Origin of the sequence: Corynebacterium sp. HMSC065D07, assembly GCF_001810695.1 — a bacterium.
Classification (GTDB): domain Bacteria; phylum Actinomycetota; class Actinomycetes; order Mycobacteriales; family Mycobacteriaceae; genus Corynebacterium; species Corynebacterium hesseae.
In genome coordinates this window covers 37,119-62,590 of record NZ_KV802433.1, presented here as the reverse complement: position 1 = coordinate 62,590, position 25,472 = coordinate 37,119, and the positions used below count along the sequence as shown (strand labels likewise).

Genomic DNA, 25,472 nt, shown 5'->3' with positions numbered 1-25,472 from the left:
GCTTCTTTATCGTTCCAGAGGGTACAAGCTGGGGATACTCCACGGTTTGCTACCCCCGTTGAGCCGTGCTTCCTCCCTCCGGATCCAGGGTGCCTCCGCGCAAGCGCGCGGACTCGCTCAGCAGCACTGCGGCCTCGCGTTCAGCTACCTCGGCGGCTGTGCCCGTCCCCAGGTTGCGGTTCACCGGCCGCTCGTACAGGGCGGGCCCGCCGCGCATGGCTTTTTCCAGGCGCCGCAAGCCACACCACTCGCGCTCGGCGGCGGCTGAGCGCCATGCTTCGGCCTCGGCCTCACCCCACTCACGAACCAGCGCGGCATAAAACGCACCCGGGTGCACGAGCGCGATGAGGGCGGATACGTGACCGAAGCCCAGCGAGGTCACCAAGCCGGCTTTCGGCGGGGTGCGGCGCAGGTCCAACGGTTGGCGCAGCCACACCAGGTGCGGGTGGCGGCGCAGCACGGGGTCAACGCAATCAAGCGAACGGTTCGGCGGGAGGACTCCACTACGCAACGCCTGAGTCAGACCGATGAGCTGGAAGGCGGCGGCACCGCCCTTGGCGTGCCCGGTCAGGCTCTTCTGCGAAACCACATACAGCGGGTTGCCGGGGCTGCGGCCGAGTGCGGCGGCGATGCGCTCGTGCAGATCCGATTCGTTGGGGTCGTTGGCGTTGGTGGACGTATCGTGCTTCGACACCACCGCAATATCGTCCGCGCCCACGCCGAGGGACTTCAGCGAGCGGGCCAGGCGGGAGTCCTGCCCACCCCGCGCCGCCGAGAGCGCGCCCATGCCCGGCGCGGGGATGGAGGTGTGCGCGCCGTCGGCGAAGGACTCGGCAAAGCCCACCACGCCAAGCACCGGCAACCCCATCTCCGCTGCAAAGGTTCCCCGCGCTAGCAGGATGGTCCCGCCGCCTTCGGATTCCACGAAGCCGCCGCGGCGGCGGTCGTTAGCGCGGGAGAAAAAGCGATGCTCAATCCCCTTCGCCGCCATCTCCGCGCTATCGGCCGTGGCCGCCATGTCCCCGAACCCGGTGATTCCCTCAATCGACAGGGCGTCGATGCCGCCGGCCACGACGAAGTCGGCTTTGTGCAGGCGCAGCTTGTCGACGCCCTCCTCCACCGACACCGCCGCCGTGGCACAGGCGGCCACGGGGTGCACCATCTGGCCATAGCCGCCGACATAGGACTGCATCACGTGCGCAGCAATGACGTTGGGCAGCGCTTCCTGGAGGACGTCATTGGGCCGCGGCTGGGCCAAGAGCTTATCGACGTACAGCGAGCGCAGCGCCTCCTGGCCTGCCATGCCGGTTCCCTGGGTGGAGCTCACGCGCGCCGGGTGGACGTGGGCCAAGAGCTCGGCTGGGCTAAAGCCTGCGGAGAGGAAGGCATCCACGGTGCACACCAGGTTCCACAGGGCGAGGCGGTCGAGGTTATCCACCATGTCCGCGGGGATGCCGTAGACCTGCGGGTCGAAGCCCTCCGGAATCTGGCCACCCACAAAGCGGGTCATGGCCACGCGCCGCGGAACCCGCACCGCGGAGCCCGCGGGTCGGGCGACCTGCCATTCATCCTCACCGGTCGCATCAGTGACGCGGCGCAGCGTAGCGCCTTCGCAGCTGTCGACGAAGCTGCGTGCTGTCTCTTCGTCCTGCACGGTGAAGCTCAGCGGCTTCTCCAAGTAGATGGTGGTCAGCTCGGGCGCGAGGTTATCCACCATGGGCAGGTGCGGGCCGAAGTCATCGTGGAAGCGGCGCACACCAATCCCGGCGAGAACCTCGTCGTGGAAGCGCGCGTAGACGTCTTCCTCGGCTACCTCCTCTCCTTCGGCCGTCAGCCATCCGGCTGTGCGCTCATCCCAGCTGATGAGCCCGCGGCTCCAGGCCAGCTCCAGCACTCCGGCGGCGGAGAGCTCACCGCCGACCTCCGCCTCAAAGCGAGTACGCGATGAACCCAGCGGGCCGAGCTCGCCGGCCCCGACGATGACCACCATGTCCTCGAGGGACTGCGTCACGCCATTGAAGTCTGGGCTGGTGCACTCGGCAGGCCTGAGCACGTTCGGCAGGGCTTTTACCGTTCGCGGCGCCTTCCCTTCGCACAAACTACCGGCTACGCGCGATGCGTCGCTGTTCTCGGACTGCGCCGCGCTGGCAAGTGCAGCAAGGTCCAGCTCAGCCTCGGCCAGCCCGCCGGTGAGGTCCACGCTCAGCGGCGCCTGTGCTGCTTCGGCGCGGATGCGAGGGGAGGCGGTGGCGTCGATAAGCTGCACCGCCATCTCCTTCGCCGAGAAGGTCCGCACGCCGCGGGCCTCCACCTGTGTAACCAGCGGATCGTTGCCACTCATCAGGCCGGTGCCGCGCACCCACCCGATCTGGGCATGCACCAACGAGGTGCGCGCACCCCAACTGGATTGCTCGGAAGACCACCGGTTAACCAGGGCGTCGAGGGCCGCCTTGGCCTCGCCGTAGGCGCCATCGCCGCCAAAGCGCCCGCGGTTGGGTGAGCCCGGCAGCACCACGTGTAGCCGGTGGCCCACGTGTGTGTCCGCGCCTACGCCAGACAGCGACGCGATGAGTTTTTCTACCGACCACAGAAGCAGACGCATCTGGGACTCCGCCCCTGCCCCGGCATCCGCAAGAGTGCCGGCCACACGCGGCGCGGCGAAGGGGAAGAGAAGATCCGGCACGTAAGCAGGCTTGAGCTGTACGGACTTTCCGCCCACGGTGGCGGTGCGATCCGCCGCAATCCATTCCGCGAGCGCATCCACGTCCGCGAAGGAATTGAGGTTCGCTGGGACGACCCACAGCGCCGCCGCGCCAACGGCACGGTGGCGATAGAGCTGCTTATAGAACTCGAGGCGCTCGTGGCTTAGCTGGGAGGTCGTGGCGATCACGGTCGCGCCTTCCGCGAGCAGCTCACCGATGAGCTCTGCGGCAATCGAACCCGGCGAGCCACCCGTCACCACGGCGACCTGCCCGTCGAAGAGCAATCCATCGGCCGGGGTGCGGGCATCGCGGGCTAGGTCCTCATAGCCGAAGTGCTCAGCCAGGAGCGCAACCTCCTCGCCGGTGCCCAGCACGTCCAGCTCGGGCTCTGCTTCCCCGGCGGCGGCCGCGCGGGCGATGTCCTCGCGGGCGGTGGCCCAGAGGTCGTCGAGAAGCACTGCCTTGCGCGCATCGAAAGCGGAGGCGACTTGTCGCTGCCAGTCCGGGCCCAGCTCCGCTGCAACGAGCTGCTCCAGCTCCGTGTGCGCGGTGCTATCAACCTCGTCGGTTGGCGCCACCTCGCGGCCCAGGGCGGCGAGTGCCGCGCGGGCGGAATCCTCCAGTGCCGATTCGAGGCGCTCGGTATAGGCACGCACCGCCTCCGGGTCTACGGACTCGTGTGGCGTTGGTGCTGCGGCCTTCTGCAGCGAGACTCCTTCGCGCTCGCCGGCGGCGCTCACGGAGGCGTCGATGAGCGCATCGAGCTCAGCCGCCGATGCCACACCGGTCATGGGCAAGCTGGCCAGCTCCCCGCCGCGCAGCGACGAGCCCTCGCGCGTGCCCAGGACCAGCTGTGCAATAGCGCGATCGGCCCAGCCCGAGCCCAATCCCCAGGTATCGCTCACACGCTCGGCCACGTAGCTCGGCTTCTTGCCCGCGGGCCCGGTCAGCCGGGTGAGCGCCTGCGCGACGTGCTCCGCGAGGACCTCCCCAAACGTTGCGTATCCCGGTGCGCGCTGCGCCACGCTCTCCGCCAGCTGCAAGATGGGTGCGTCCGCGGCATTCTCGATGGCGCTGATACCGAACTCCACGCCGAGGTCAACGAGCAACTGGTTGCGGCGCGAGGACACGCCCTCCACGAGGGTTTCGATGGAATCGGTCGCCGCCATCTGATCAGGCCGGACCTTGGTCCACAGCGCGATGAGCATCTCGAGGGCCTGGTGCACGCTGAGCGGAAGATCCTCGACGGCGGCTGGGGCCTCCTCGCGCGGGGCGTGCACCGTTTCTTGCTGGTGTGCGCTCTCGGATGGCTGCCTCGACTCAAGCTCATCTGCCTGTGCTTCGACGGCGTCCGCAGAATCCTTCGCTGCTGACTCGGGTGCCGTCTCGGCGTCTTCGGCAAAGACTCGCCCGCGGTCGCGCTCGTAGTTGAGCACCTCGATGTTTGTGCTGCCCGCATACTGGGGCAGGCGCAGTGTTTGGCCCAGCATGTTGGTCAGCGTGGGCGCGGTGCCAACGCCAACCTCGATGAAACGCTCCACGCCGAGCTGACCAAGGAGCAGGTCCTGGGTCTCTATCCAGCGCACCGGGGAAGCAAACTGCCAGGCCAAAAGCTCGATGAGCAGGGTTCGGCCAAGACGCGCCGGGCATGCCATAGCGCCATCGAAATCCGAGAGGATCTCCTCGATGGGCTGCGAATCCACCACTTCTGCGATGGACTCCACGAACTCGCGGCTCAGCGCGAAGGGCCGCGCCACGAGGTTAGGAATATAGCGCCCCACCAGCACGTCGAGGTCGATCGACTGAGGGATGAGTGCGTCGAGGTGGGCGCGGAAATCCGCCACGCCGCCCACTAAGCGGGAGGAGTGGAAGGGCACGTCAATCCCCGGGATGGGGATGACGGCGCGTTGCCCAGGGGCGCGGCGCTCGGCGTCGTTCGCCAGCGCATCCAGGCCCGCCTTCGTTCCGGCGACCGCGTATTGGCGCCCGGCGATATTGTGGTTGACCACTTCGAGGAACTCACCCGTCTCCGCGGCCACGCGGACGACATGGGCGAAGGCCTCGCTCGCGCTCATCCCCATCTTGTGCGGGCGCAGCGCCGCCAAACCATAGAGGGACTGGCCAGCGGAATCGCGCTCGACCAGACGGTGCATGGTCAGCCCGCGGACATAAACAATATCCAGGACCGCCTCCAAGGACAGGACCCCAGCATAGGCGGCCAGGGCGTTGTACTCGCCCACCGAGTGGCCAGCGAAGAAGGCACCGGAATCGAGCACCCCGGCTTCCTTAAGCGCCGCGATCTGTGCGCAGCCCAGGGTGGCCATGGCCACCTGCGTGAACTGCGTCAGATAAAGCACCCCGTCCGGGTGCGTGAAGGTCTCACCACCCACCACCACGGTGTCGGGGTTGTGGCGGACAATCTCCAGGATGGAGAAGCTCAAGCTCTGTCGCGTGTGCTTGTCCGCGCGCTCCCACACCGCACGCGCCGCTGCGGATTCCGCATAGTCCTTCATCCCCATCCCCGGGGACTGGATGCCCTGGCCGGGAAAGGCATAGAAGGTGGTGGGGCTGCTCATCGTTGCTCGCGCCTGCAGCACCGGCACGCCGTGGCTGGTGGCGGTCACGCTGCGGACCTCACCGTAGCCGCGCCGCTTGTCGACGCCCACCCGTTCCACCACAAACTCCACCTCACTGCCCGGCAGCACGGGTGCAAGCCAGGTAGCGGACCACTCGAGGACGCGGGAGTTGTCGAAGGCCGCGGCCGCCTGCGCCAGCGCTGAGGTCCACATGCCGTGGACGATGGGGCCTTCACGATGCCCCGCCAATGCCGCCGCGCTCGCGGACAGGTGGATGGGGTTCCTATCCCCCGTGACCACGGCGAAAGGCAGCAAGGATTCCGGTGTCACAGCGCTGGTGCGGTGGCGGAAGGAGCGCGGTGTCTCACGGAAGGACAGCTCTGCGCTGTTTTCTTGTGAGCCTTGAACTGTGGCGCCCACGGTCTCAAGCGCGGCGTCACCGCGGCGCCCGGTGATAAGGAAGCGCTCGTGCATCTGCGCGAATTCATGTTCTTCTCCGCGGACGGCTGTAGTCACGCCGACAGAAACGTCGACTACGCGCCCCGACGGTGTATCGCGTATCTCCTCCAACTCAGCGGTGTAGCGCAGGTCCAAAGGCTCGGAGCCCGGCGCGGCGCTGGCCCGAAGCAGCTCCCAGGTATCTGGTTTGAGGCTCAGCGTGTGCTCGAGGTGGACCAGAGCGAGAAAGCCCTCCACTACCGGTTCCCCCGACTGCGTGTGGGCACCGGCCAGCACAGCGAAGGTGGCCGGCCAGGCGGGGCCGACGAGGACATCGGGCGAGACAGTAGCGCTCATCTCCCCGCTGGTCACCGCGCTGTAGTGGGCGATGTCGGTGGTGCTGAGGTGAGCGCTGACCGTCGCGGTCCCGGAGCTAACGTCCGGAAGGTCACCGCCGACGGCCTGGCGCAGCAGCTCCCGCATGGCGGTCTCGGCATCCTCGACCCTAACGAGTGGTGAGGCACCCGGAATGCTCGGCGGAGTGATACGAATGCGCAGCTCAGCTCCAGAGTGGAACGGAACCGTCAACCACATGGCGCCGTCACCGGCAGGTTCCAGCTCGGTGCCATCAAGCCCAAGGCGCAGGGGGTTGGGCTGCTCGCGCCCGGCCCAATTCAGGCTCGGGGCGCGGCGGATGAGCTCTTCGTCGCTCATGTTGAGCTCGCCTGCAAGCCCCTTGTCGAACTCTGCGTCGGAGGCGTCGAGAAGCCCGAGCACCGCCTGCTCGAAGCGGCCGAGTATCTGTGCCACCAGCTCGTTGGCCTGCGCGATTCCCTCAACGGCTGACGTGCCAGGGATGATGCAGACCTCATCGGCCTCGTAATGCTCATCGTGTGCCTGCCACAGGGTGTCGCGGCGCCAGCGGCGGCGTACGTCAGCATCGATGACCGGCACAAAGTTTGCGGGTTTGCCGGGACCATCCACGAGCTGAATGAACCACGCGGCGTCGGTCGGGTGCAGCGCCGCGTCACCGTAGAGTTCGGTTAGCTGGGCAACTGCCTCAGCCGGGTTCTCGCGGTCAACCTCAACGCGCAGCTCGATCTCGCCGTGATCGGCCGGGTGGAGGCGGGCTTCGGCGCGAGCCACCATGCGGGTAAACCGACTCAACCAGGATTCATCGACCCAGCCGTCCAGGTAGGACAGCTCAAGGTAGCGCTGCAGCCACTCGGCATAGGTCATCTCATCGAGGTCCCCGAAGTAGGGCTTGCACGTACGCCCGATGGCCTCAATGATTTCCGCGCGGCGCGCCTCCACGGCCGCGGCATCGCCGGCCACCTCATCCAGCAGGCGCCCGGCGCGGGCGAAGGAATTGTCCAGCTCATGAATGTCCGCGCCCAGGTCCGAGCGGCCCGACACAACGTCCCCGCTGTGCGCGGCGACAAGAGCCTGCTTCACCGACTCGGATGCGGTGGACTCCTTCGCCGCCATGGCAGCGGTGCCCACCATGATGGCGTCGACTGGCGCCGCGGGCAGGCCGAAGCGCTGCGCCCATGTACCCAGCAGGTACTCCGCGCCACGCGCCGGGGTGCCGATTCCCCCGCCAACGGCGAGGAGGACATTGTCACGCTCACGGATCCGCGCGTAGGTAGCAACAAGGACCTCATCGAGGCCTTCTAGGGAATGGTGGCCACCGGCCGCGCTACCTTCCAGCTGCATGATTACGGTGTCCTGAGGGAGAGCATCGGCGATGCGGAGCACCTCCTCCACCTGCGCCGAAGTTCCCGGCTTGAAGGCGACCCAGGGGATGTTTGCCGTGTGGAACTTTTCCACCAGCTCTACCGCCTCCTCCACAGGAGGAATGCCGGCGGAAATCACCACGCCGTTGATGGGTGCTCCTGCGGCGCGCGCTCGCAGAATCGAGTTTGGCCCCTCAATCTGGCAGCGCCACTGGGAGGCCGCGAGGTACAGCGCATTGAACTGGGCGTTCACCCCTGGCTTTAGCAGCCGGCGCAGGGTATGCAGGTTCTCCTGCAGGATGTCATCGGTGTGCTGACCCCCGCCGGCCAGCTCCGCCCAGTGCCCGGCGTTGGCGGCCGCGGCGACGATGGCCGGATCCACCGTGGTGGGGGTCATCCCGGGGAGCATGACCGGTGAGTAACCGGTGGCCTGCGTAAAGGCAGTCATCAGACGCCCGTCTGCCACTCGCGGTGCCCACTCGGACCACGCGCGCGGCAGAACGGGTGCGCGGCCCGGCTCCACGAGCTGGGCCAACCCTTCCGGTGCAGCGACCGCCAGCGTGCCCACACCGCGCCCGGCCACGATATCCCGAGTCAGCGGCTCCACCCCACGGGTGGGCCCGATTTCCAGAATCCAACGCGCCCCGGCCTGAAGCGCTGTGTCAACGCGCTCGGGCCAATCCACGTAATCGGACAATACCGCCCGCGCGAGCTGCGCGGTGGGCTCAGGATCCAGTCCGATCCGGTCCGCCCAGATTTCCACCTGTTCCACCGCACACTGCATGGTGGGATGGTGGAAAGCGGCTGACACGTCAAGGTCGGAAACGGTAACTGCGGCGGGCTTCCCTTCCTCCCCTTCCGCCTGAGTCGCGTCCTCTTGCAGCGCGTCCTTCACCCGGGAAAGCTCAGCCGGTGTTCCGACGATGACGAAGCGCCCCCGCCCGTTATCGAGTCCGATATGGGCGCCGGCGTCGCGTAGTTGCTGCTTCGTCGCGCCGGTCACCGCCGCCATGGGCGCGCCCTGCGGGGTGCGGACCAGCCCAGCACTGCGTGCGGTTGTCTCCAGAGCCGCGCCGATGAGGCGTGCCAGCGCCAGAGCCTCGGCTGGGCTCATGCGTCCCTCAACGACCGCCGCGGCAAGCACGCCCTGGGAATGTCCGATGCTGGTGACGGCATCCTCGAGTTCTATTCCCTGCGCACGCAGTGATTCGAGGACCGCTAGCTGCGCGGTGAGGATGCCGGGGGTGGAAAGCGAGGCGTCGGCAAGCGCGTGCGCCCACGCCGGCTCCTCGTCTGCCCAGGCCAAAGGGGCAAACCCGTGCGGAGCAGCAGCCAGAAGCTCCTCCTCCAGCGGGGCGAGGAGTTCCTCGGCCGCGGAGAGGAACGCCGCTATCATGGGTCGGACGCCGGTGGCGAGGGCATCGCGCAACGTCGGCAGCCAGGCATAACCCTGACCGGAGAAAGACAGCGCAAAGGGCTCGGAGCCCAAGCGCGCAGACAAAGGCGACAAAGGCGCAGAGACGTGAAAATCAGACACCTGCACTACTCCCCCAAGGTGTGGGCGACGAGTTGAACCGCCTCTTCGAGGGAAGACTGGGCCTTCGGCTCAGGCGCATCACAAAAGACCTGGCAGGCGTGGTCCGGGACAACCTCGGCCGAGCGCGTCAGACCGCGTTCAGCGAGGTACTCGTCAAAGAACATATCGATACTCATACCGTGTGCCGATTCTACCCACTAGGATCAATGCGTCATGGCCTCTCGTACCCCGTTCTTCATCGCCGCGCTGCTCAACGCCGCGGTAGCAGTACTAGTGGCCATCGGCCTTATCCTCCCCGCCCCAACCGAACCTACGCCCGAGCGGCCCAGCTCCACTACGTCAGCGGCGCCCACGCAGAAAGGCCCAGCAGAAGAACAAGCCGAAGAGGCCACACCCGCGCCAAGCATTGCGCCGGACATCGCCGAAGCTCTCGCCGCCTTAGAATCCTTGGAGGTCAAAGGCCGCGCGCCCAAAACCGGCTATGAGCGCGAAGAGTTTGGCCAGGCGTGGTCCGATGACGTCACGGTGGAGTTCGGCCACAACGGCTGCGATACCCGCAATGACATCCTTCGCAGGGACCTGGATCCAGAGAGCCTTGTTCTCAAGGAAGGAACTCACGACTGCGTGGCGCTTTCCGGCACCTTGCACGATCCCTATTCGGGCCAGGACATTGAGTTCCAGCGCGGGGCGCAGACATCCCGTGCGGTACAGATCGATCACGTTGTGCCGCTTGCCGACGCCTGGCAGAAAGGCGCCCAGCAATGGTCACCAGAAAAACGCCGCGACTTTGCTAATGATCCCCGCAACCTCCTTGCCGTCGATGGTCCCCTCAACCAGCAAAAAGGCGCTGGCGATGCCGCCACGTGGCTGCCACCTAACAAAGGATTTCGCTGCGAATATGCGCGCCGCATCGTAGAGGTGAAGGCGGCCTATGAAATCTGGGTCACGGCGGCGGAGAAGGATGCGCTCCGTCGGCTACTGAATGCTTGCTGAGTATTTTTACCCCTTTTAGATGCCCTGATACCCCTCCCACTACCCCCGAAATTATGCGCATAATATTCACTCACCCCTAAACGGTTATGCAGGGTTTTCGGCGGCGGGAACCTTGGTGCGCACTGCACCTACATTCCTCACGCCCGATAATTTCTATAGGCCTATTAATATGTAATAAATGCAACCTACGGACGTGCAGGTGATACCCCCCATGAAACAAAAACAATAAATCTTTCCCTCCTGTCTCACATTTCTTTTAATATGTGACACAGCACCTAGCCTGAGGTCTAGGTCACATGGATGCCGTGAGTTTTCACGGCTCCATACTTCCCAAACCCGTTGAGACCACACCCTGCGAAGGAATAGTGATGTTCAAGTACATCATCAAGAAGACCGCCAGCTGGCTGGTAGTCATCTTCCTCGCGACTAATATCGCGTACCTCCTGGCCGCAACCTTCCTTGATCCCCGATCAAATTATGTCGGCCGCAACCCACCGCTCGGGCCGGAAGAAATCGGCCGCATCCTCACGCCACTCGGCCTCAACCCGGAGACCCCTCTCATTGAGCGCTGGTGGGGATGGCTGTCCAACATCATCTTCCACTGGGACTGGGGTACCTCCCCTCTCGGTGACCCGGTCAGCGCACAAATCGGGCACCGCGCTCTCGTCTCGGCACAGCTACTGCTCGTGGCCACGATTCTCTCCGTCGTCATCGGCGTCGCCCTCGGCGTCTACACCGCCTCCCGCCAGTACAAGGCGGCCGACCGCTTCTGGCAGGGAGTCTCCATCATCACGATGAACACGCACGTCGTCGTGGCCTCCATCTTGGTCGTCGCCGGTGGTCTGTGGATCAACCGCGTGACCGGCCACCGCGTAGTCTACGTGACGGGCGCTTCCAGCCTCGGCGTCGAAGGCTTCTTCCCCAAGCTGCTGGATATGGCGCAGCACCTCATCTTGCCGTCCATCTCGCTCATCATCATCAGCTACGCCGGCTACCACATGATGCAGCGCACCTTGCTGCTGGATAACTTGAACGCCGACTATGTGCGCACCGCCCGGGCCAAGGGCCTCACGCGCTCCCAGGCCATCCGCAAGCACGCCCTGCGCACCTCCATCATTCCGGTCGCAACCTCCGTGGCCTTCTCCGTTCCCGGTATCTTCACCGGCGCCATCATGACGGAAACCATCTTCGCGTGGAAGGGAATGGGCCAGTACTTCATCGAAACCATCAGCCGCAACGACGTCAACGGCACCACCGCCGTCGCCGCATTCGGTGCCGTCATGATTGCCTTCTCCGCAATCCTGGCTGACCTCGTCGTCGTCGCCCTCGATCCGCGAGTAAGGGTGAGCTAAATGTCTCCAGAAAAGAAATCTACGTCGCCACGCTCCGAAGCGCGCCACACCGAGCGCCACCGCCGCAACGACCTCGCTATCGATACGGCAGCTGATAACCTCGGCGTGCGCCCGCATGCCGCCACTGCGGACTTTTCACCGCAGACCGAACCCAGCGCACAATCCGCACTCGGCTCCGGCGTCGACGTCGATGACGCACAGCGCAAGCAATTCTCCAGCAGCGATTTCCGCGGCACCTCCAAACTCAAGCTGTACGTTCGCCGCTTCTTCCGCAACAAGGCAGCTGCCGTCGGACTCGTCATCTTCGTGCTACTCGCGCTACTCTCCATCTTCGGCAGCTACCTCACCCCGTGGTCCTTCGACGAGCCTGACTTCTTCAACCTCTCCACCGGGCCTTCCCCGGAGCACTGGTTCGGAACCACGGACTCCGGAAACGATCTCTTTGCGCAGACCGTCCACGGCTTGGGCCGCTCGCTGATCATCGCACTCATCGTCTCGCTGGCTTCTACCCTGCTGTCCGCCTTCATCGGCGCGGCCGCGGCCATGTACGGCGGCGCGGTGGAAAAGGTCATCCTGGCAGTCATTCACTTCTTGCTGGCTATCCCGACGTTCCTGCTCATCGCCCTGGTGGTTTCTGATTCCGGTGGTGACTGGAAGCTGCTCATCGTGGTACTCATCGCCTTCGGCTGGATGTATCCGGCGCGCGTCATCTGGGCCATGGCGCTCAGCGTGCGCGAGAACGACTATGTCCGTGCTGCCGACTACATGGGAGTCTCGCGTCTGCGCACCATCTTCCGTCACGTGGTTCCCAATATCGGCTCGCTGCTCATCATCCAGGCGGCCCTGGGCGTGGTGTCCACCATCATGTCGGAGACCGCGCTGTCCTTCCTGGGCTTGGGCGTGAAGCTTCCCGACGTCTCCCTGGGCACCCTCCTGGCCGGCGGTGCCAACGCCGTCGAGGCCTCGCCCTGGCTCTTCTACTTCCCCGCAGGCATCCTCACGCTGCTGACCGTCTCCATGGCGTTCATCGCCGACGGCCTGCGCGATGCCATTGACCCCAACTCGAACTCCGGAGGCCGAGCATGACCCCGCAGAATACTGCACACACCGCCAACGCCGTCCCGGCCAGCCGCGCCACCGACCCCACTGCATCCACCGAGCCGGTGCTGTCCGTGCGCAACCTCACTGTCACCTTCCCCTCGGAGGCCGGCTCCGTCCACGCGGTGCGTGGCGTCGACTTCGACCTCATGCCGGGCCGCACCCTGGCGATTGTGGGTGAGTCTGGCTCCGGTAAGTCCGTGACCTCTTTGGCCGTCATGGGCCTGCTGCCCGACTACGCCAAGGTGGAAGGCTCCGTGGTCTATGCCGGCACCGAGCTCATTGGCAAGTCCGACAAGGAAATGTCGAAGATCCGCGGCAAGGATATCGCCATGATCTTCCAGGATCCTCTCTCCTCCCTTACCCCGGTGTTCTCCATCGGTGACCAGCTCATCGAAGCCATCCAAACCCACCGCGATGTCTCCACGAAGGAAGCGGAGAAAGAGGCCATTCGCCTGCTCGAGCTCGTCGGCATCCCGGAGGCGGAAAAGCGCGTGAAGTCCTTCCCACACGAATTCTCCGGCGGTATGCGCCAGCGCGTGGTCATCGCCATCGCCATGGCCAACAACCCGCGCGTCATTATCGCCGACGAGCCCACCACTGCGCTCGACGTCACCATCCAGGCCCAGATCCTGGAGGTCCTCAAGGTGGCCCAGCGCGAAACGGGCGCCGCGGTCATCATGATCACTCACGACATGGGCGTGGTGGCCGGCACGGCCGACGACGTCCTGGTCATGTACGCCGGGCGCCCGGTGGAGCTGGGTGATGTCGACACCATCTTCAACAACCCCAAGATGCCTTATACCGTGGGCCTTCTCGGGTCGACGCCGCGCGTGGACAAGGCCACCGACGAACCACTGACCCCCATCGTGGGTACCCCGCCGCAGCTTATCGACGTCGCTGCCGAATGCCCCTTCGCGGACCGCTGCCCAGTGGTGAAGGATGAGTGCCGAACCCTGGAACCGGAGCTGCGCGCGCTTGACGACGTCCCCGGGCACTTCGCCTCCTGCCTGCGCTCCGATGAGATCAAGGACGGCACCATCGGCGGCGAGCGCATGTACCCGTTGCCGAAGATTTCCGCCGATACCTTGGGCGATACTCCCTACGAGCAGCGGCTGGTTACCTTGGAGGTCAAGAACCTGGTCAAGGACTTCCCTCTTATCAAGGGAGCGATTCTCAAGCGCCGCGTCGGCACAGTACACGCGGTCAAGAACGTCAGCTTCGATGTCCACCAGGGCGAGTGCTTCGCCATCGTGGGCGAGTCCGGCTCCGGCAAGACCACCACCCTGCTGGAAATCATGGACCTCAACCCGCCAGAGGGTTCCACCATCGTGGTCAACGGCACCAACACCTCCGGCTTGAGCGCGTCGGCGCGCCGCAAGCTGCGCAAGGATATCCAAATCGTCTTCCAGGACCCGATGAGCTCGCTCAACCCGCGTATGACCATCCGCGAGATCATCGCCGAGCCGCTGGAATCGCTGGGGTATGAGGGGGACGTCGGCCAGCGCGTGGCCGAGCTGATGCAGCTCGTCGGTCTTGAGTCCCACCAGGTGGACCGCTTCCCCGGACACTTCTCCGGCGGACAGCGCCAGCGCATCGGCCTGGCCCGTGCTCTGGCCACCAACCCCTCCATCGTGGTGCTCGACGAGCCCGTCTCCGCACTCGATGTGTCCATCCAGGCCGGCATCATCAACCTGCTGCACGACCTGAAGAATCGCCTAGGCATCTCCCTGGTGTTCGTCGCCCACGACCTCTCCGTGGTGCGCCACCTCTCCGACAAGGTCGCCGTGATGTACAAGGGCGACTTCGTGGAATACGGCCCCACGGACGAAGTCTTCGACAACCCGCAACACGCCTATACCCGCGCGCTGCTCTCCGCCATCCCGGTGCCGGATCCAGCCGTGGAACGTGACCGGGTACGCGAGATTTACCAGCCCGCCGAAACCCCGGCTTAGCAAGACTTATAACTAAATACTCACCTTTGTCTCCATGTTTCCTCTCGAAAGGACACACATATGAATATGAAGCTCCGCAGGACCGCCCTCGCAGTGGTCACCGCCTCTGCCCTCATCCTGACCGGCTGCGCCTCCGATGGCGGCTCCGGCTCCGATGGATCAGGCAATTCCGCCTCCGGCGAGAAGCTCGACGTCAAGCTGGACGGCTCCTACAACCCCAAGGACCGCTCCGAGCTCAAGGAGGGTGGCGAGCTGCGCTTGGCTATCGACGAGATCTCCCAGCAGCAGAACACCTTCCAGGCCGACGCCACCTCATACACCCTGAGCCTGTGGAAGTACTACAACCCGCAAATTGGCCTCTTCGATGGCGCGGGTGAGTTCCACGTCAACAATGACTACATCACCGACGTCAAAGACGAAGAAAAGGACGGTAAGACCGTCGTCACCTTCACCATCCACGAGAAGGCGCAGTACAACGACGGCACCCCGATTGACTGGAAATCCTTTGAGAACACGTGGAAGTTCAACAACGGTGAGAACAAGGACGTCAACGTTAGCGCCACCGACGGCTACGAGCTCATCGAGTCCGTCAAGCCGGGTGAGAACGACAAGCAAGCCGTCATCACCTTTAAACAGGCCTATCCGTGGTGGCAGGGTCTGTTCAACGTCCTGCTCCCGCCACAGGTTGACTCCGCGGAGAAGTTCAACGAGGCCTACCTGGGCAAGGTCCACCCGGAGTGGGGTGCGGGCCCGTACAAGGTCGAGAGCGTCGACTTCAAGAACGGCAGCGCTACCTTCGTTCCAAACGAGAAGTGGTGGGGTGATAAGCCATTCCTAGACAAAGTGACCTACCGCCAGATGGAGGACCAGGCCTCCATCAACGCGTTCAAGGCCGGCGAAATTGACGCCACCGGCGTGGCCAACAAGGAACGCCTGGCGGCCGTCAAGGACATGCCAGACGTTGAAATTCGCACCGCCATGACCCCAGGCAAGAACCTGTACACGCTCAACTCCAAGAACGAGATCCTCTCTGATATCAAGGTGCGCGAAGCCATCATGACCGGCATCGACCGCGCCACGCTCTCCGGCATCCGCTTCAACGGACTCAACGGCTACACCGAGGACCTGCCAGGTTCCTTCAACCTCTACCAAACCCAGAAGGGCTACGAGGACAACGTCGGCGCAGTCATTTCTTTCGATCCAGAGAAGGCCAAGTCGCTCCTCGATGAGGCCGGCTGGAAGGAAGGCGGCGACGGCATCCGCGAGAAGGACGGCAAGAAGCTGTCCATGCGCTACACGCTGCTGGGAGATTCTTCCATCAGCAAGGCCATGGCCACCGCCACCCAGAAGATGATGAAGGATATCGGCGTGGACCTGAAGGTGGAGGAACGCCCAGTCTCTGACTTCTCCGAGATCACCTCCAAGTACGACTTCGATATTCTGCCTATGGGTTTCTCCTCCGGCGATCCCTTCGGTGTCGCTTACTTCGGCCAGACCTATCGCACCGGCTCCCAGCTCAACCGCTCCGGCACGGGCACACCAGAACTGGACAAGAAGATCGACGAGCTATCCCAGATCGCTGACCCAGACGAGCAGATCAAAAAATCCAATGAGCTGGAGAAAGAAGCCCTTGCCCAGTACGGCATCATTCCTATCTTCAACGGCCCGACCATGGTTGCGACCCACCCCGATATCGCAAACTTCGGCGCCAACTCCTTCGCCGTCATCGAGGTGGAGAACATCGGCTACACCAAGTAAGTAACGGCCGCCTAGCACCACCCAAGGCAGGAAAGAGGGCCTTCCCCAAGCGGGGAGGCCCTCTTTTATGTGCTGAGCTTAGTCTTAAGCGCTGTGCTTAGTTATTGCCCTTGTTGAGCTGGTTGCGCAACTGGTCAAAATAGTCGCGCGCGCTCTGCGGCTGGTTATTGCCCTGCGGCGGGGAAGGGAAGCTCGGAATCTGGCTAAAGCCCTGGCCCTGCTGCGGCGCGTTCTGCACCTGCTGCTGTGCTTGTTGCTGTGCGCGCTGCGCCTGCTCCATCATCTCAGCTTCGCGGCGGGCGCGCTCGTCGCGCTCACGGCGCTCCTGCTCCTCGCGGCGGCGACGTGCAGCACCGGAATCCTCGCGGCTGTGCTTGTTGTCGGACAGGGAAACCGACGGCTTCGGCGCTTCATTAATAGCGTTGGTGGACAGCAGTGCGTCGCGCATACCGCCGAAGAGATCCTGCATGCCACCCGGGTTAGACGGCATGTAGAGCACATTGGTGTGGGCGCGGTCGGCCACGTCTACCATGGCGTCGAGGTACTGGGAGACCAGCATGAGGGTCTCGGGGTTCTCTTGCACGCCGGCAGCACGCAGCAGCTCATACTGCTGAGCAATACCTTCGACGATCTCCTTACGCTGGTCAGCCACACCGCGGCCCTGCAGCTTCTTGGCCTCGGCCGCACCTTCGGCCTCCTTGACCACGCGGATCTTCTCGGCCTCTGCCTGGGCAACGGCTGCCTCGCGCTCACGCTGTGCGGCGTTAATGGAGTTCATGGACTCGCGCACGCGGGCATCCGGGCGGATATCGGTGACCAGGGTATTGACAAAGTTCCAGCCGTAGGCGGCCATGTTATCGCGCAGGGACATCGCCACGTTGCGGGCGATGGTGTCCTTGGAGGAGAAGGAATCATCCAAGTCCATGTTGGCAACCGAAGAACGGACATTGTCCTGAACATAAGCCACGATCTGCTGCTCGTGGTTAGACAGAGTGTAGAAGGCCTGACGCTCGCTGCCCTGAACTACCTCGTACTGCACAGCAACGGGGATCTGGACGAAGACGTTGTCCTTGGTCTTGGTTTCCACCATGACGTCGAGCTGACGGATCTGCAGGCTGATCTTGGCGCGCACGCGGTCGACATAAGGCACCTTGAAGTGCAAGCCCGCGTGAGCAACGTTCACGAACTTACCCATCCGCTCAATGATGGCGGCCTCCTTCGTCCGGACGATGTAGAAACCGTCGAAGGCGGTGGCAATAATAATTAGAAGAATCACGCCGATGACGATGAGTCCGCCCATAGGCTTATCCTTTCTGCTTCGGTTGGATTTTCCTAACCAGTTTGCCACACGGTGACCACCACCACATCTTGGGGGAGATTGCTCCCCGAACGTACTCGACGCCCGTTAACGCTCGTCAGCCGCCCGGAAGAGCTCGCCCAAAATCCCCGCGCCGTCTTCGCTAATACCGTTGTGCTGGAAGCGGTTGGTCACCACCGGGCGCAAATCGCGGTAGGTCTCCCCCGTGGCCAGGGAATCTTCGAAGGGCACGAAGATATCGTCAAGGTAGATGGCGGCGGAGGCGATAACGGGGGCGTCGGCAAGCGCGGCAGCATCGTACGGCGAACTTGCCCACTCGTGGACGGCGAGCTCCTCGGCGGCCTGCTTGAAGGGGCGCAGCGCCGGGTCCTCGTCGAACTGCCAAGGGAAAATGTGCTCGCCGGTCAGATAGGTGCCTTCCTCGGCGAACTCGGGGAATTCCTCGCGCACACGGTGCGCCGCCCAGCCTGTGACGGCCTGGCCGCCCACGCCACCGTAAATGGACTCATGGATGGCCGCGTAGAGAGGCCCAGCCTGGAAGCTCACGCGGCTACCGACGTTGTTGAGGAAGTCCGAACGCAAGCGCTTCTCGCCGTTCACGGTGCGGAAAGGCTCCTCCAGCAGGTAGCCCAGAGAATCGAATCCGGTACCGCGGCCCAGTTCGATGCCGATAGTGCGGAAGCGGCGCGAGGACAGGCGCTCCCCTGTCGGCAGCAGCTCTTCCGAGTTGTCCAGGTGGTGGATGAGCTCCTCGATGCGTGCTTGAGCCCACGGGAACTGGGCATAAAAGCGCTCGTGGCGGACCTTGAGCTTGGCAAAGGTCGTGCGGTAGAGAGCATCCGCGCCCTTGGTCAGGGTGGGCAGGCCGCCGGTGAGAAAGGCACGGCCGATGGAATCGGGGAACATCGAAACATAGGCGGTAATGATGAAGCCGCCGAAGGATTGGCCGTAGAGATCCCAGGAGTCCTCGCCGAGGTGCTCGCGCAGGCGCTCGGCATCGCGCACGATATTCTCCTGCCGCAGCTGTGCCAAGCGCTGCGCCGTGCGATCCTCAGCCGGGCTGAGCTCATCGATGCGGTGGCTGCGCCCGGTGCCGCGCTGGTCCATGAGGATCCAGCGGTAGCGCTCCAGGCCCTTGCCGATGAGCCCGGTGGCACCCGTCGGCCGCGGCGCCGGGAAACCCGGCCCGCCCTGGTTATAGAGCAGTGCCGGGTAATTCTCACCGCCGGGTGGGATGATTTCCCGGGCGTAGAGCTCGAACTCCCCCGCGGCTGGATTGTTATAGTCCCAGGGGACGGTGATGGTGTGTTCCTTGATGGTGTGGCCGAAGCGTTTCATGCTTCTAGTAGACCACGAAACCTTCCTTACGGAACACCTCGCGGATCTCCTCCACGTCTTCCGCCTTCGGCGGCTTTGTATCCTCCAGGGTGTACGGGTAGCCCAGCTCGTGCCACTTGTCCGCGCCCATGTTGTGGAAGGGCAGCACCTCGACGCGCTCGACGTTGTTCTTCCAGCGGGAGACAATTTTGGCCACGTTGGCGACGTTCTCGGGGTCGTCGGTAAGCCCCGGCACCACCACGAAGCGGATCCAGACCGGCTTGCCTATGGCGTTGAGGCGATCCCCAAAGTCGATCGTCGGCTGCAGCTCGCGGCGGGTGACCTTCTTATAGGTCTCCTCGTCACCGGACTTGACGTCCAAGAGCACCAGGTCGATGTTGTCCAAGTCCTCATCGCGCAGACGCGCGCCGAGGTAACCCGAGGTGTCGATCGTGGTGTGGATGCCTGCATCGTGGACTTCCTTGAGCAAGCGCCGAGCGAAGGCGATCTGGAAGAGCGGCTCACCGCCCGAGATGGTCAGGCCGCCCCCGGAGGCGTTGAAGATGGGCTTATAGCGCTTGATGCGCTTGACCACATCCTCGATGCGCTCCAACGTTCCGACCTTCATCTCCATGGTGTCGGGGTTGTGGCAATACTGGCAGCGCAACGGGCAACCCGACATGAACATGGTCATGCGGGTTCCAGGCCCATCCACGGCCGTCACCAGCTCCCAGGAGTGCACGAGCGCGACATCGCCAGAGCGGCGGGCCTGCATCAACTCCGGGCGGGTGTAGCCCTCGAGGTCATTGTCCGTTCCTAAACCGGCGGCGGCGCCGCGCACCTTCTCCCCTTCTTCAGGGTTGAGGTGCACGACGCCGGTAATGCCATCTGCCATTTAGGAGCCCTGGTGGAAGGTACGGGAGATGACGTCGAGCTGTTGCTCGCGGGTGAGCTTCACGAAGTTCACCGCGTAGCCGGAAACACGGACGGTGAGGTTCGGGTACTTCTCCGGGTGCTCAACGGCGTCCTCCAGGGTGGACTTGTCCAGGACGTTGATGTTGGCGTGGTAGAGGCCCGAGTTCATGTTGTTGGCGGTGCGGTTGGCCTTCATGGAAGCGAGGCGCTCGTCGAAAGTTTTGGTTGCCATGTTGTGTTCTCCTTGGGAAGTGGTGTGGATGTGGTCTATTCGGAATCCATGATGAAGCCGGCATCGAGGACGCCCACCAGGTTGGTGATGCGCTCCTCCGGAGTGCGGCCCAATCCGGATGGGGTGATGGTGTTGGTCAGTGAGATGCCATCGAGGGCATCCTTGTAGTCCAACTTGCCCACCGACAGCATGGAGGCGACCATGCCGTGGTTATCCGCGCCGTTCTCCGGGTTTGCGCCCGGCGCGAACGGGGTGCCCGCCTCGTGGCCGGACGGGAAGGCACCGGTGGCCTTGCCGTAGACAACGTTGGAGGTAATGGTCAGCACCGACTGGGTGGGGATGGCGTTGCGGTACATCGGGATGGCCTTAATCTTCTCCATCACGGTGTGAACGATGGTGGCGGCGATGTCATCGGCGCGGTCGTCATCGTTTCCGTAGAAGGGGAAGTCACCTTCCGTCTTGTAGTCCACGATGAGACCGGTCTCATCGCGCACCGGGTAGACCTTGGCGTACTTGATGGCGGAAAGCGAGTCAGCCACGATGGACAGGCCGGCGATACCGCAGCCCATGGAGCGCACGATATCGGAATCATGCAGCGCCATCTCGATGGCCTCGTAGGCGTACTTGTCGTGGCAGTAGTGGATGATGTTGAGGGCCTCAACGTAGGTGCCCACAACCCAGTCCAGCATCTCCTCGTACTTCTGCCAGACCTCGTCGAAGTCGAGCGGTCCATCGCCCTTGATGGGCTCGTAACCGTCGACGACCTGCTTGCCGCTGACTTCGTCGCGGCCGCCGTTGATGGCGTAGAGCAGGGCCTTCGCAGCGTTGACGCGGGCGCCGAAGAACTGCATTTGCTTGCCGACGGCCATCGGGGACACGCAGCACGCAATTGCGGCGTCGTCGCCCCACTGCTCACGAATCTGCTTATCGGACTCGTACTGGATGGAAGAGGTCTCAATCGAGATGTGGGCGCAGAATTCCTTGTAGCCCGCCGGCAGCTGCGGATCCCAGAAGATGGTGATGTTCGGCTCCGGGGACGGGCCTAGGTTGATCAGCGTCTGCAGCAGACGGAAGGAAGTCTTGGTCACCATGTGGCGGCCATCGTCGCCAAAGCCGGCATCGGACCAGGTTGCCCAGTACGGGTCACCGGAGAAGATCTGGTCATAGTCCTCGGTGCGCAGGAAGCGGACGATGCGCAGCTTGAGCACCAGCTGGTCAATAATCTCCTGGGCGTCTTCCTCGGTGATGATGCCTGCGGCAAGGTCACGCTCGAAGTAGCAGTCGAAGAATGCGGAGAGGCGGCCGATGGACATGGCGGCGCCGTCCTGAGACTTAATGGAGGCCAGGTAGCCAAAGTAGGTCCACTGCACTGCCTCGTGGGCGGTCTTCGCGGGCTTCGAGATATCGAAGCCATAGGACTCAGCCATGACCTTGAGCTTCTTCAGAGCCTTGATCTGCTCGGCGTGCTCCTCGCGGTAGCGCGCCCAGTGCTCGGAGAATCCGATATCACCGACTGCGTGCTTGGATGCCTCCTTCTCAGCGATGAGGTAATCCACGCCGTAGAGGGCCACGCGGCGGTAGTCACCAATGATGCGGCCGCGGCCATAGGCATCCGGCAGGCCGGTGATGATGTGAGAGGAACGCGCTGCGCGGATGCGCGGGGTGTAGATATCGAAGACCGCGTCATTGTGGGTCTTGCGGTAGCGGGTGAAGATCTTCTCTACGTCTGGGTCAACTTCCTTGCCGGCCTCAAAGATAGCCTGCTTGACCATGCGCCAGCCGCCGTTGGGCATCATGGCGCGCTTCAGCGGAGAATCCGTCTGCAGGCCCACGATGACGTTGTCGTCCTCACAGATGTAGCCGGCCGGGAAAGCATCGATATCGCTCGGGGTGTGGGTGTCCACGTCGAAGATGCGCTTCTGGCGCTCGATGGACAGGTAGTTCTCCTCCAGGTGATTCCACACATTCTTGGTCTTCTCGGTGGGTCCAGCAAGGAAGGAGGAATCCCCGTCATAAGGGGTGTAGTTGCGCTGGATAAAATCACGAACGTCAATGTTCTCAGTCCACGGGCCGGGCTCGAAGCCCTTCCATGCCTCGAACTGCACGGACTGTTCAGTTGCGGTGGTCACTATATTGACTCCCTTCGTAGTTCACACGACGCGTAATGCTTAGTCGCAGAAGGGCTTTAGGTGACTTCAATTCACGGGCAATTCGGTCAACCCGTCCGTCACCGAACCCCTCTCTGTAGCCCATAGTAGGGGTAAAGACGCACAAGCTCATATCGGCAATTGCTGGCCGCGCACCACCAAAGGAGCCAGTGTGAGCACTGCACAGGTCAGCTCCGTCATAGGTAACGGCCGTACGGTTGGATGCGGGGGTAAAGCACCCCCTGACGTGGCCTTTCCCACACTTTTTGGGGCGAGCTCTTGGTGCGTGTCCTTGCCGCGCTCTATTGTTATGCGCAGTATCCTCGTCTCGCTTTTTAGCAAGGAGCCTCCCCGCGTGTCCGACATCGCAACTGCCCCTCAGCCCACACACCCGGTCGACGCCGTCCCACCAGCCCCGAAGTTGGCAGCGCTCGGACTCCAGCACGTCCTCGCATTTTATGCTGGCGCGGTCATCGTACCGCTGCTTATCGCGGGCTCGCTGGGGTTGGATGAGGCCACAACGATCCACCTCATCAACGCCGACCTGTTGACCTGTGGTCTGGCGACGTTGATCCAAGCGGTGGGCGTCGGCAAGCACATCGGCGTTCGCCTGCCCATCATCCAGGGCGTGACCACCACGGCGGTCAGCCCCATCATTGCTATCGGACTCAGCGCAGGTGACCAGCCGCTGCCTACGATTTATGGTGCAATTATTGCCGCCGGTATCTTTACGTTTTTCGCCGCGCCGGTCTTTGGACGCGTGCTCAAATACTTCCCGCCGATTGTCACCGGTACCGTGCTCTTGGTCATGGGTACATCGTTGCTGGCGGTTTCTGCAAATGACTTTGTCAATTACGCCGACGGGGTTCCGGCCGCGCGCGATCTGCTGTATGGCTTCGGCACGCTGGCCATCATCATCGTGGTTCAGCGCTTCTTCCGTGGCTTCCTGGGGACGCTGTCGGTGCTGCTTGGTTTAATCATCGGCACCGCTTTGGCACTCGTGTTGGGTGATACGTCCTTCGACGGTGTGAGTGAGGCCGACGCCATCGGCATGACCACGCCTTTCTATTTCGGCATGCCGCGCTTCGACATCATGGCGATTCTCTCCCTCATCATCGTCATGATCATCACCATGGTGGAGACCACCGGCGATGTTTTCGCCACCGGTGAGATTGTAAAGAAGCGCATCAAGCGCGATGACGTTGTGCGCGCCATCCGCGCCGATGGCCTCTCCACCACCCTGGGCGGCGTGATGAACTCCTTCCCGTATACCTGCTTCGCGCAAAACGTCGGCTTGGTTCGCCTGACCGGTGTGAAATCGCGCTGGGTGGCAGCATCGGCAGCCGGTTTCATGATCATCCTGGGACTACTGCCCAAGGCCGCCGCCGTGGTGGCGGCTATCCCCTCCCCGGTACTCGGCGGTGCCTCGTTAGCGCTCTTCGCCAACGTTGCCTGGGCCGGCCTGCAGACCATTGCGAAAGAAGACATCACCGACGGCCGCAACGCCGCCATCGTTACCACCGCGCTGGGCTTGGCCATGCTGGTCACCTTCAAGCCGGACGTCGCCACCGCCTTCCCGGAGTGGGCGCAGATCTTTGTCTCCTCCGGAATGTCCATCGGCGCGATTACGGCGATTCTTCTCAATTTGCTGTTCTTCCACGTCGGTGCGCAGTCGGGTGATGATGTCAGCCGCCTCGACGGCGCCGGCGTCTCGCTTAAGGAGCTCAACGAGATGGAGCGCGACAGCTTCGTCAGCGCCCTGCGCCCGCTCTTTAACAACGAGACCTGGCCGCTTGAGGCCGCCTGGGAGCTGCGCCCCTTCCAAGACGTCAGCCAGCTGCGGGAAGCAATCCAGGTTGCGGTGCTCACCGCCCCGAGTGAGAAGCACCGCGCACTGATCCACGACTACCCGGCGATGGATGAGCTGCTGCTTGTCGACGCTGACTCGGCCGCCACCATCTCCGCCGACCGCGGTTCCCTGGCCTTGGATGACCTCGATGATGTACAGACGCAGCAGCTTATCGACGTTTCAACAGCCTACCGCGAGCGCTTCGACATGCCCTTTGTGGCATACCTAGACACTAACGACTCGGCCGACCGCGTCATCGATGCGGGCGTGCGCCGCTTGTCCAACTCGGATGAGCTGGAACAGCGCGTGGTCTTGAGCGAAATCATCGAGATTGCCAACGACCGCTTCGACATCCTCCTCGCGGACGCCAACCCAGTTCGGGCTTATTGGGACCGCAAGTTCACGGAGGTCGAGTGACCAGAAGTCACTCGACGTAGAAAAGGTTCATTCCACGTACAAGGCCACTCGACGTAAAAGAAGGTTCATTCCGCCTTCAAGGTCACTTGGCGGGCGAAGGTTTGTGGAACTCCATGGTGACCTGGGCTTCGGAGTCCACTCCGCGAATGATCCCTTCATAAAAGCTTCGGGCTTGGTCTTCTAAGAGCTCGCGGTTGTCGTTGATGTCCTTGCGCTTCTTATCGGCGCTGAGGACGTCCGACACTGTGGATGCGGCGTCGAGTGGCTGCGTGGTCCAGCTGAGAACTCCGTTGTTCTCCACGGCGGTCTTAAACTCCTCGTCCATGTGCCCGATGAAGATGAAGTCCGGAATGTGGACCGTGTAGGAATGCTCGCCGGTTTCGGTGACACTCACGTCCTTACCCTCAATACCAAGCTTGGCTTTGTAGGAATACTGCACAAACTGGGTGCGGTCGGTCCACGGAACCCTCACGCCAAATACCTGCCCGGCGGAGGACTTCTCCGTGAGTCCTTGGATACCGAGGCTAAGCAAGACGACTTGCTCCTCGCGCTCGACTGCGTTGATTACCTGCGAATTGGTTGACTCTACCGGCGCGGTGTACACCTCATGTGGTTGACGCACGGCATACACACCTAAGCCGGCACAGGCGAGTGAAAGAAGCACCACCAACGCGATGAGCGTGGTGCTGAGTTTGCGAGGAGACATGAGGCTTAGCCCTTCGTGCGTAGTAGAGATAGCTACGCTCCAGATTAGTCTCCGCAGATTTAGTACACGTCACCTGCAGTCACCGAGACGAGAGCCTGCTGCTCAGCGAAAGCAGCAAAAGCCATTAACAGGGTGTCGATATGCGTGCGCAGGTGACGATCCATGACCACCGAGCCCGACTTCCGAAGGCGCTCTTCGGCGACCCCGTTGACGTCGCCAAGCACCAGCACAACCTGGCCGGGAAGAATACCAGCGAATTCTGTGGCGTCGACAATCACGCCGTCGCACGCACGCGCTTCCGCTTCGCTACCGATCCACCGGACAGAGACTCCTTGCGGCGCATAAGCGGCGATGTCATCAGCGAGCCGTTTGCTCATCATAAGCCCAAAGGTTATGGTCTTGCGCATTTCAATCATCTTCCTTAAT

General features: G+C 63.2%; 15 protein-coding genes. 6 read left to right on the top strand and 9 right to left on the bottom strand.

The features are described from left to right. Nucleotides 1–49: 49 nt before the first annotated feature. Nucleotides 50–8,989 carry a type I polyketide synthase gene (locus tag HMPREF2760_RS03685; RefSeq protein WP_070596669.1) on the bottom strand — a complete coding sequence of 2,980 codons (8,940 nt, stop codon included), beginning with the start codon at nucleotides 8,987–8,989 and terminating at the stop codon, nucleotides 50–52. Between the two features lie 5 nt (nucleotides 8,990–8,994). Next, complete coding sequence (locus tag HMPREF2760_RS12845) at nucleotides 8,995–9,165, bottom strand: hypothetical protein (RefSeq protein ID WP_154737095.1); 171 nt, start codon at nucleotides 9,163–9,165, stop codon at nucleotides 8,995–8,997. 37 nt (nucleotides 9,166–9,202) lie between these two features. On the opposite strand from HMPREF2760_RS12845, the gene HMPREF2760_RS03680 reads away from it, so the two are divergent. The 5 genes from HMPREF2760_RS03680 (at nucleotide 9,203) to HMPREF2760_RS03660 (ending at nucleotide 16,145) form a co-directional block, all read left to right on the top strand. Then, nucleotides 9,203–9,982 carry an HNH endonuclease family protein gene (locus HMPREF2760_RS03680; protein ID WP_070596645.1) on the top strand — a complete coding sequence of 260 codons (780 nt, stop codon included), beginning with the start codon at nucleotides 9,203–9,205 and terminating at the stop codon, nucleotides 9,980–9,982. Nucleotides 9,983–10,350: 368 nt separating this feature from the next. Beyond that, on the top strand, nucleotides 10,351–11,334 hold the full coding sequence (locus tag HMPREF2760_RS03675; protein ID WP_070530021.1) for an ABC transporter permease: 984 nt from the start codon (nucleotides 10,351–10,353) through the stop codon (nucleotides 11,332–11,334). Then, the gene (locus tag HMPREF2760_RS03670; protein WP_070522354.1) at nucleotides 11,335–12,420 is read left to right on the top strand and encodes an ABC transporter permease; all 1,086 of its coding nucleotides are present in this window, start codon (nucleotides 11,335–11,337) and stop codon (nucleotides 12,418–12,420) included. Beyond that, a complete protein-coding gene (locus HMPREF2760_RS03665; RefSeq protein WP_070596643.1) occupies nucleotides 12,417–14,387 on the top strand; it encodes an ABC transporter ATP-binding protein in 1,971 nt (656 codons plus the stop codon). The genes HMPREF2760_RS03670 and HMPREF2760_RS03665 overlap by 4 nt, the downstream gene beginning before the upstream one ends. 60 nt (nucleotides 14,388–14,447) lie before the next feature. Then, complete coding sequence (locus HMPREF2760_RS03660; RefSeq protein WP_070522360.1) at nucleotides 14,448–16,145, top strand: ABC transporter family substrate-binding protein; 1,698 nt, start codon at nucleotides 14,448–14,450, stop codon at nucleotides 16,143–16,145. Between the two features lie 97 nt (nucleotides 16,146–16,242). On the opposite strand, the gene HMPREF2760_RS03655 is transcribed toward HMPREF2760_RS03660, so the two are convergent. The 5 genes from HMPREF2760_RS03655 to pflB all read right to left on the bottom strand — a co-directional run bounded on the left by HMPREF2760_RS03655 (nucleotide 16,243) and on the right by pflB (nucleotide 22,056). Continuing rightward, the gene (locus HMPREF2760_RS03655; protein ID WP_070522362.1) at nucleotides 16,243–17,445 is read right to left on the bottom strand and encodes an SPFH domain-containing protein; all 1,203 of its coding nucleotides are present in this window, start codon (nucleotides 17,443–17,445) and stop codon (nucleotides 16,243–16,245) included. Nucleotides 17,446–17,550: 105 nt separating this feature from the next. Next, complete coding sequence (locus HMPREF2760_RS03650) at nucleotides 17,551–18,801, bottom strand: alpha/beta fold hydrolase (protein WP_070522365.1); 1,251 nt, start codon at nucleotides 18,799–18,801, stop codon at nucleotides 17,551–17,553. Between the two features lie 4 nt (nucleotides 18,802–18,805). Beyond that, nucleotides 18,806–19,675: a pyruvate formate-lyase-activating protein gene (gene pflA, locus HMPREF2760_RS03645; protein WP_070522368.1), complete on the bottom strand. Its 870-nt coding sequence runs from the start codon at nucleotides 19,673–19,675 to the stop codon at nucleotides 18,806–18,808. After that, on the bottom strand, nucleotides 19,676–19,927 hold the full coding sequence (gene grcA2 / locus HMPREF2760_RS13155) for an autonomous glycyl radical cofactor GrcA2 (RefSeq protein WP_070509749.1): 252 nt from the start codon (nucleotides 19,925–19,927) through the stop codon (nucleotides 19,676–19,678). A gap of 35 nt (nucleotides 19,928–19,962) precedes the next feature. Then, nucleotides 19,963–22,056: a formate C-acetyltransferase gene (gene pflB / locus HMPREF2760_RS03635; protein ID WP_070596638.1), complete on the bottom strand. Its 2,094-nt coding sequence runs from the start codon at nucleotides 22,054–22,056 to the stop codon at nucleotides 19,963–19,965. Between the two features lie 373 nt (nucleotides 22,057–22,429). Here pflB and HMPREF2760_RS03630 point away from each other — a divergent pair, with 373 nt between their 5' ends. After that, nucleotides 22,430–24,340 (top strand): solute carrier family 23 protein, encoded by a 1,911-nt coding sequence (locus tag HMPREF2760_RS03630; protein ID WP_070522375.1) that lies wholly within the window; start codon nucleotides 22,430–22,432, stop codon nucleotides 24,338–24,340. A gap of 82 nt (nucleotides 24,341–24,422) precedes the next feature. On the opposite strand, the gene HMPREF2760_RS03625 is transcribed toward HMPREF2760_RS03630, so the two are convergent. After that, a complete protein-coding gene (locus tag HMPREF2760_RS03625; RefSeq protein ID WP_070522377.1) occupies nucleotides 24,423–25,046 on the bottom strand; it encodes a hypothetical protein in 624 nt (207 codons plus the stop codon). 59 nt (nucleotides 25,047–25,105) lie between these two features. Then, the gene (locus HMPREF2760_RS03620) at nucleotides 25,106–25,453 is read right to left on the bottom strand and encodes a hypothetical protein (RefSeq protein ID WP_232755607.1); all 348 of its coding nucleotides are present in this window, start codon (nucleotides 25,451–25,453) and stop codon (nucleotides 25,106–25,108) included. Nucleotides 25,454–25,472: the final 19 nt, after the last annotated feature.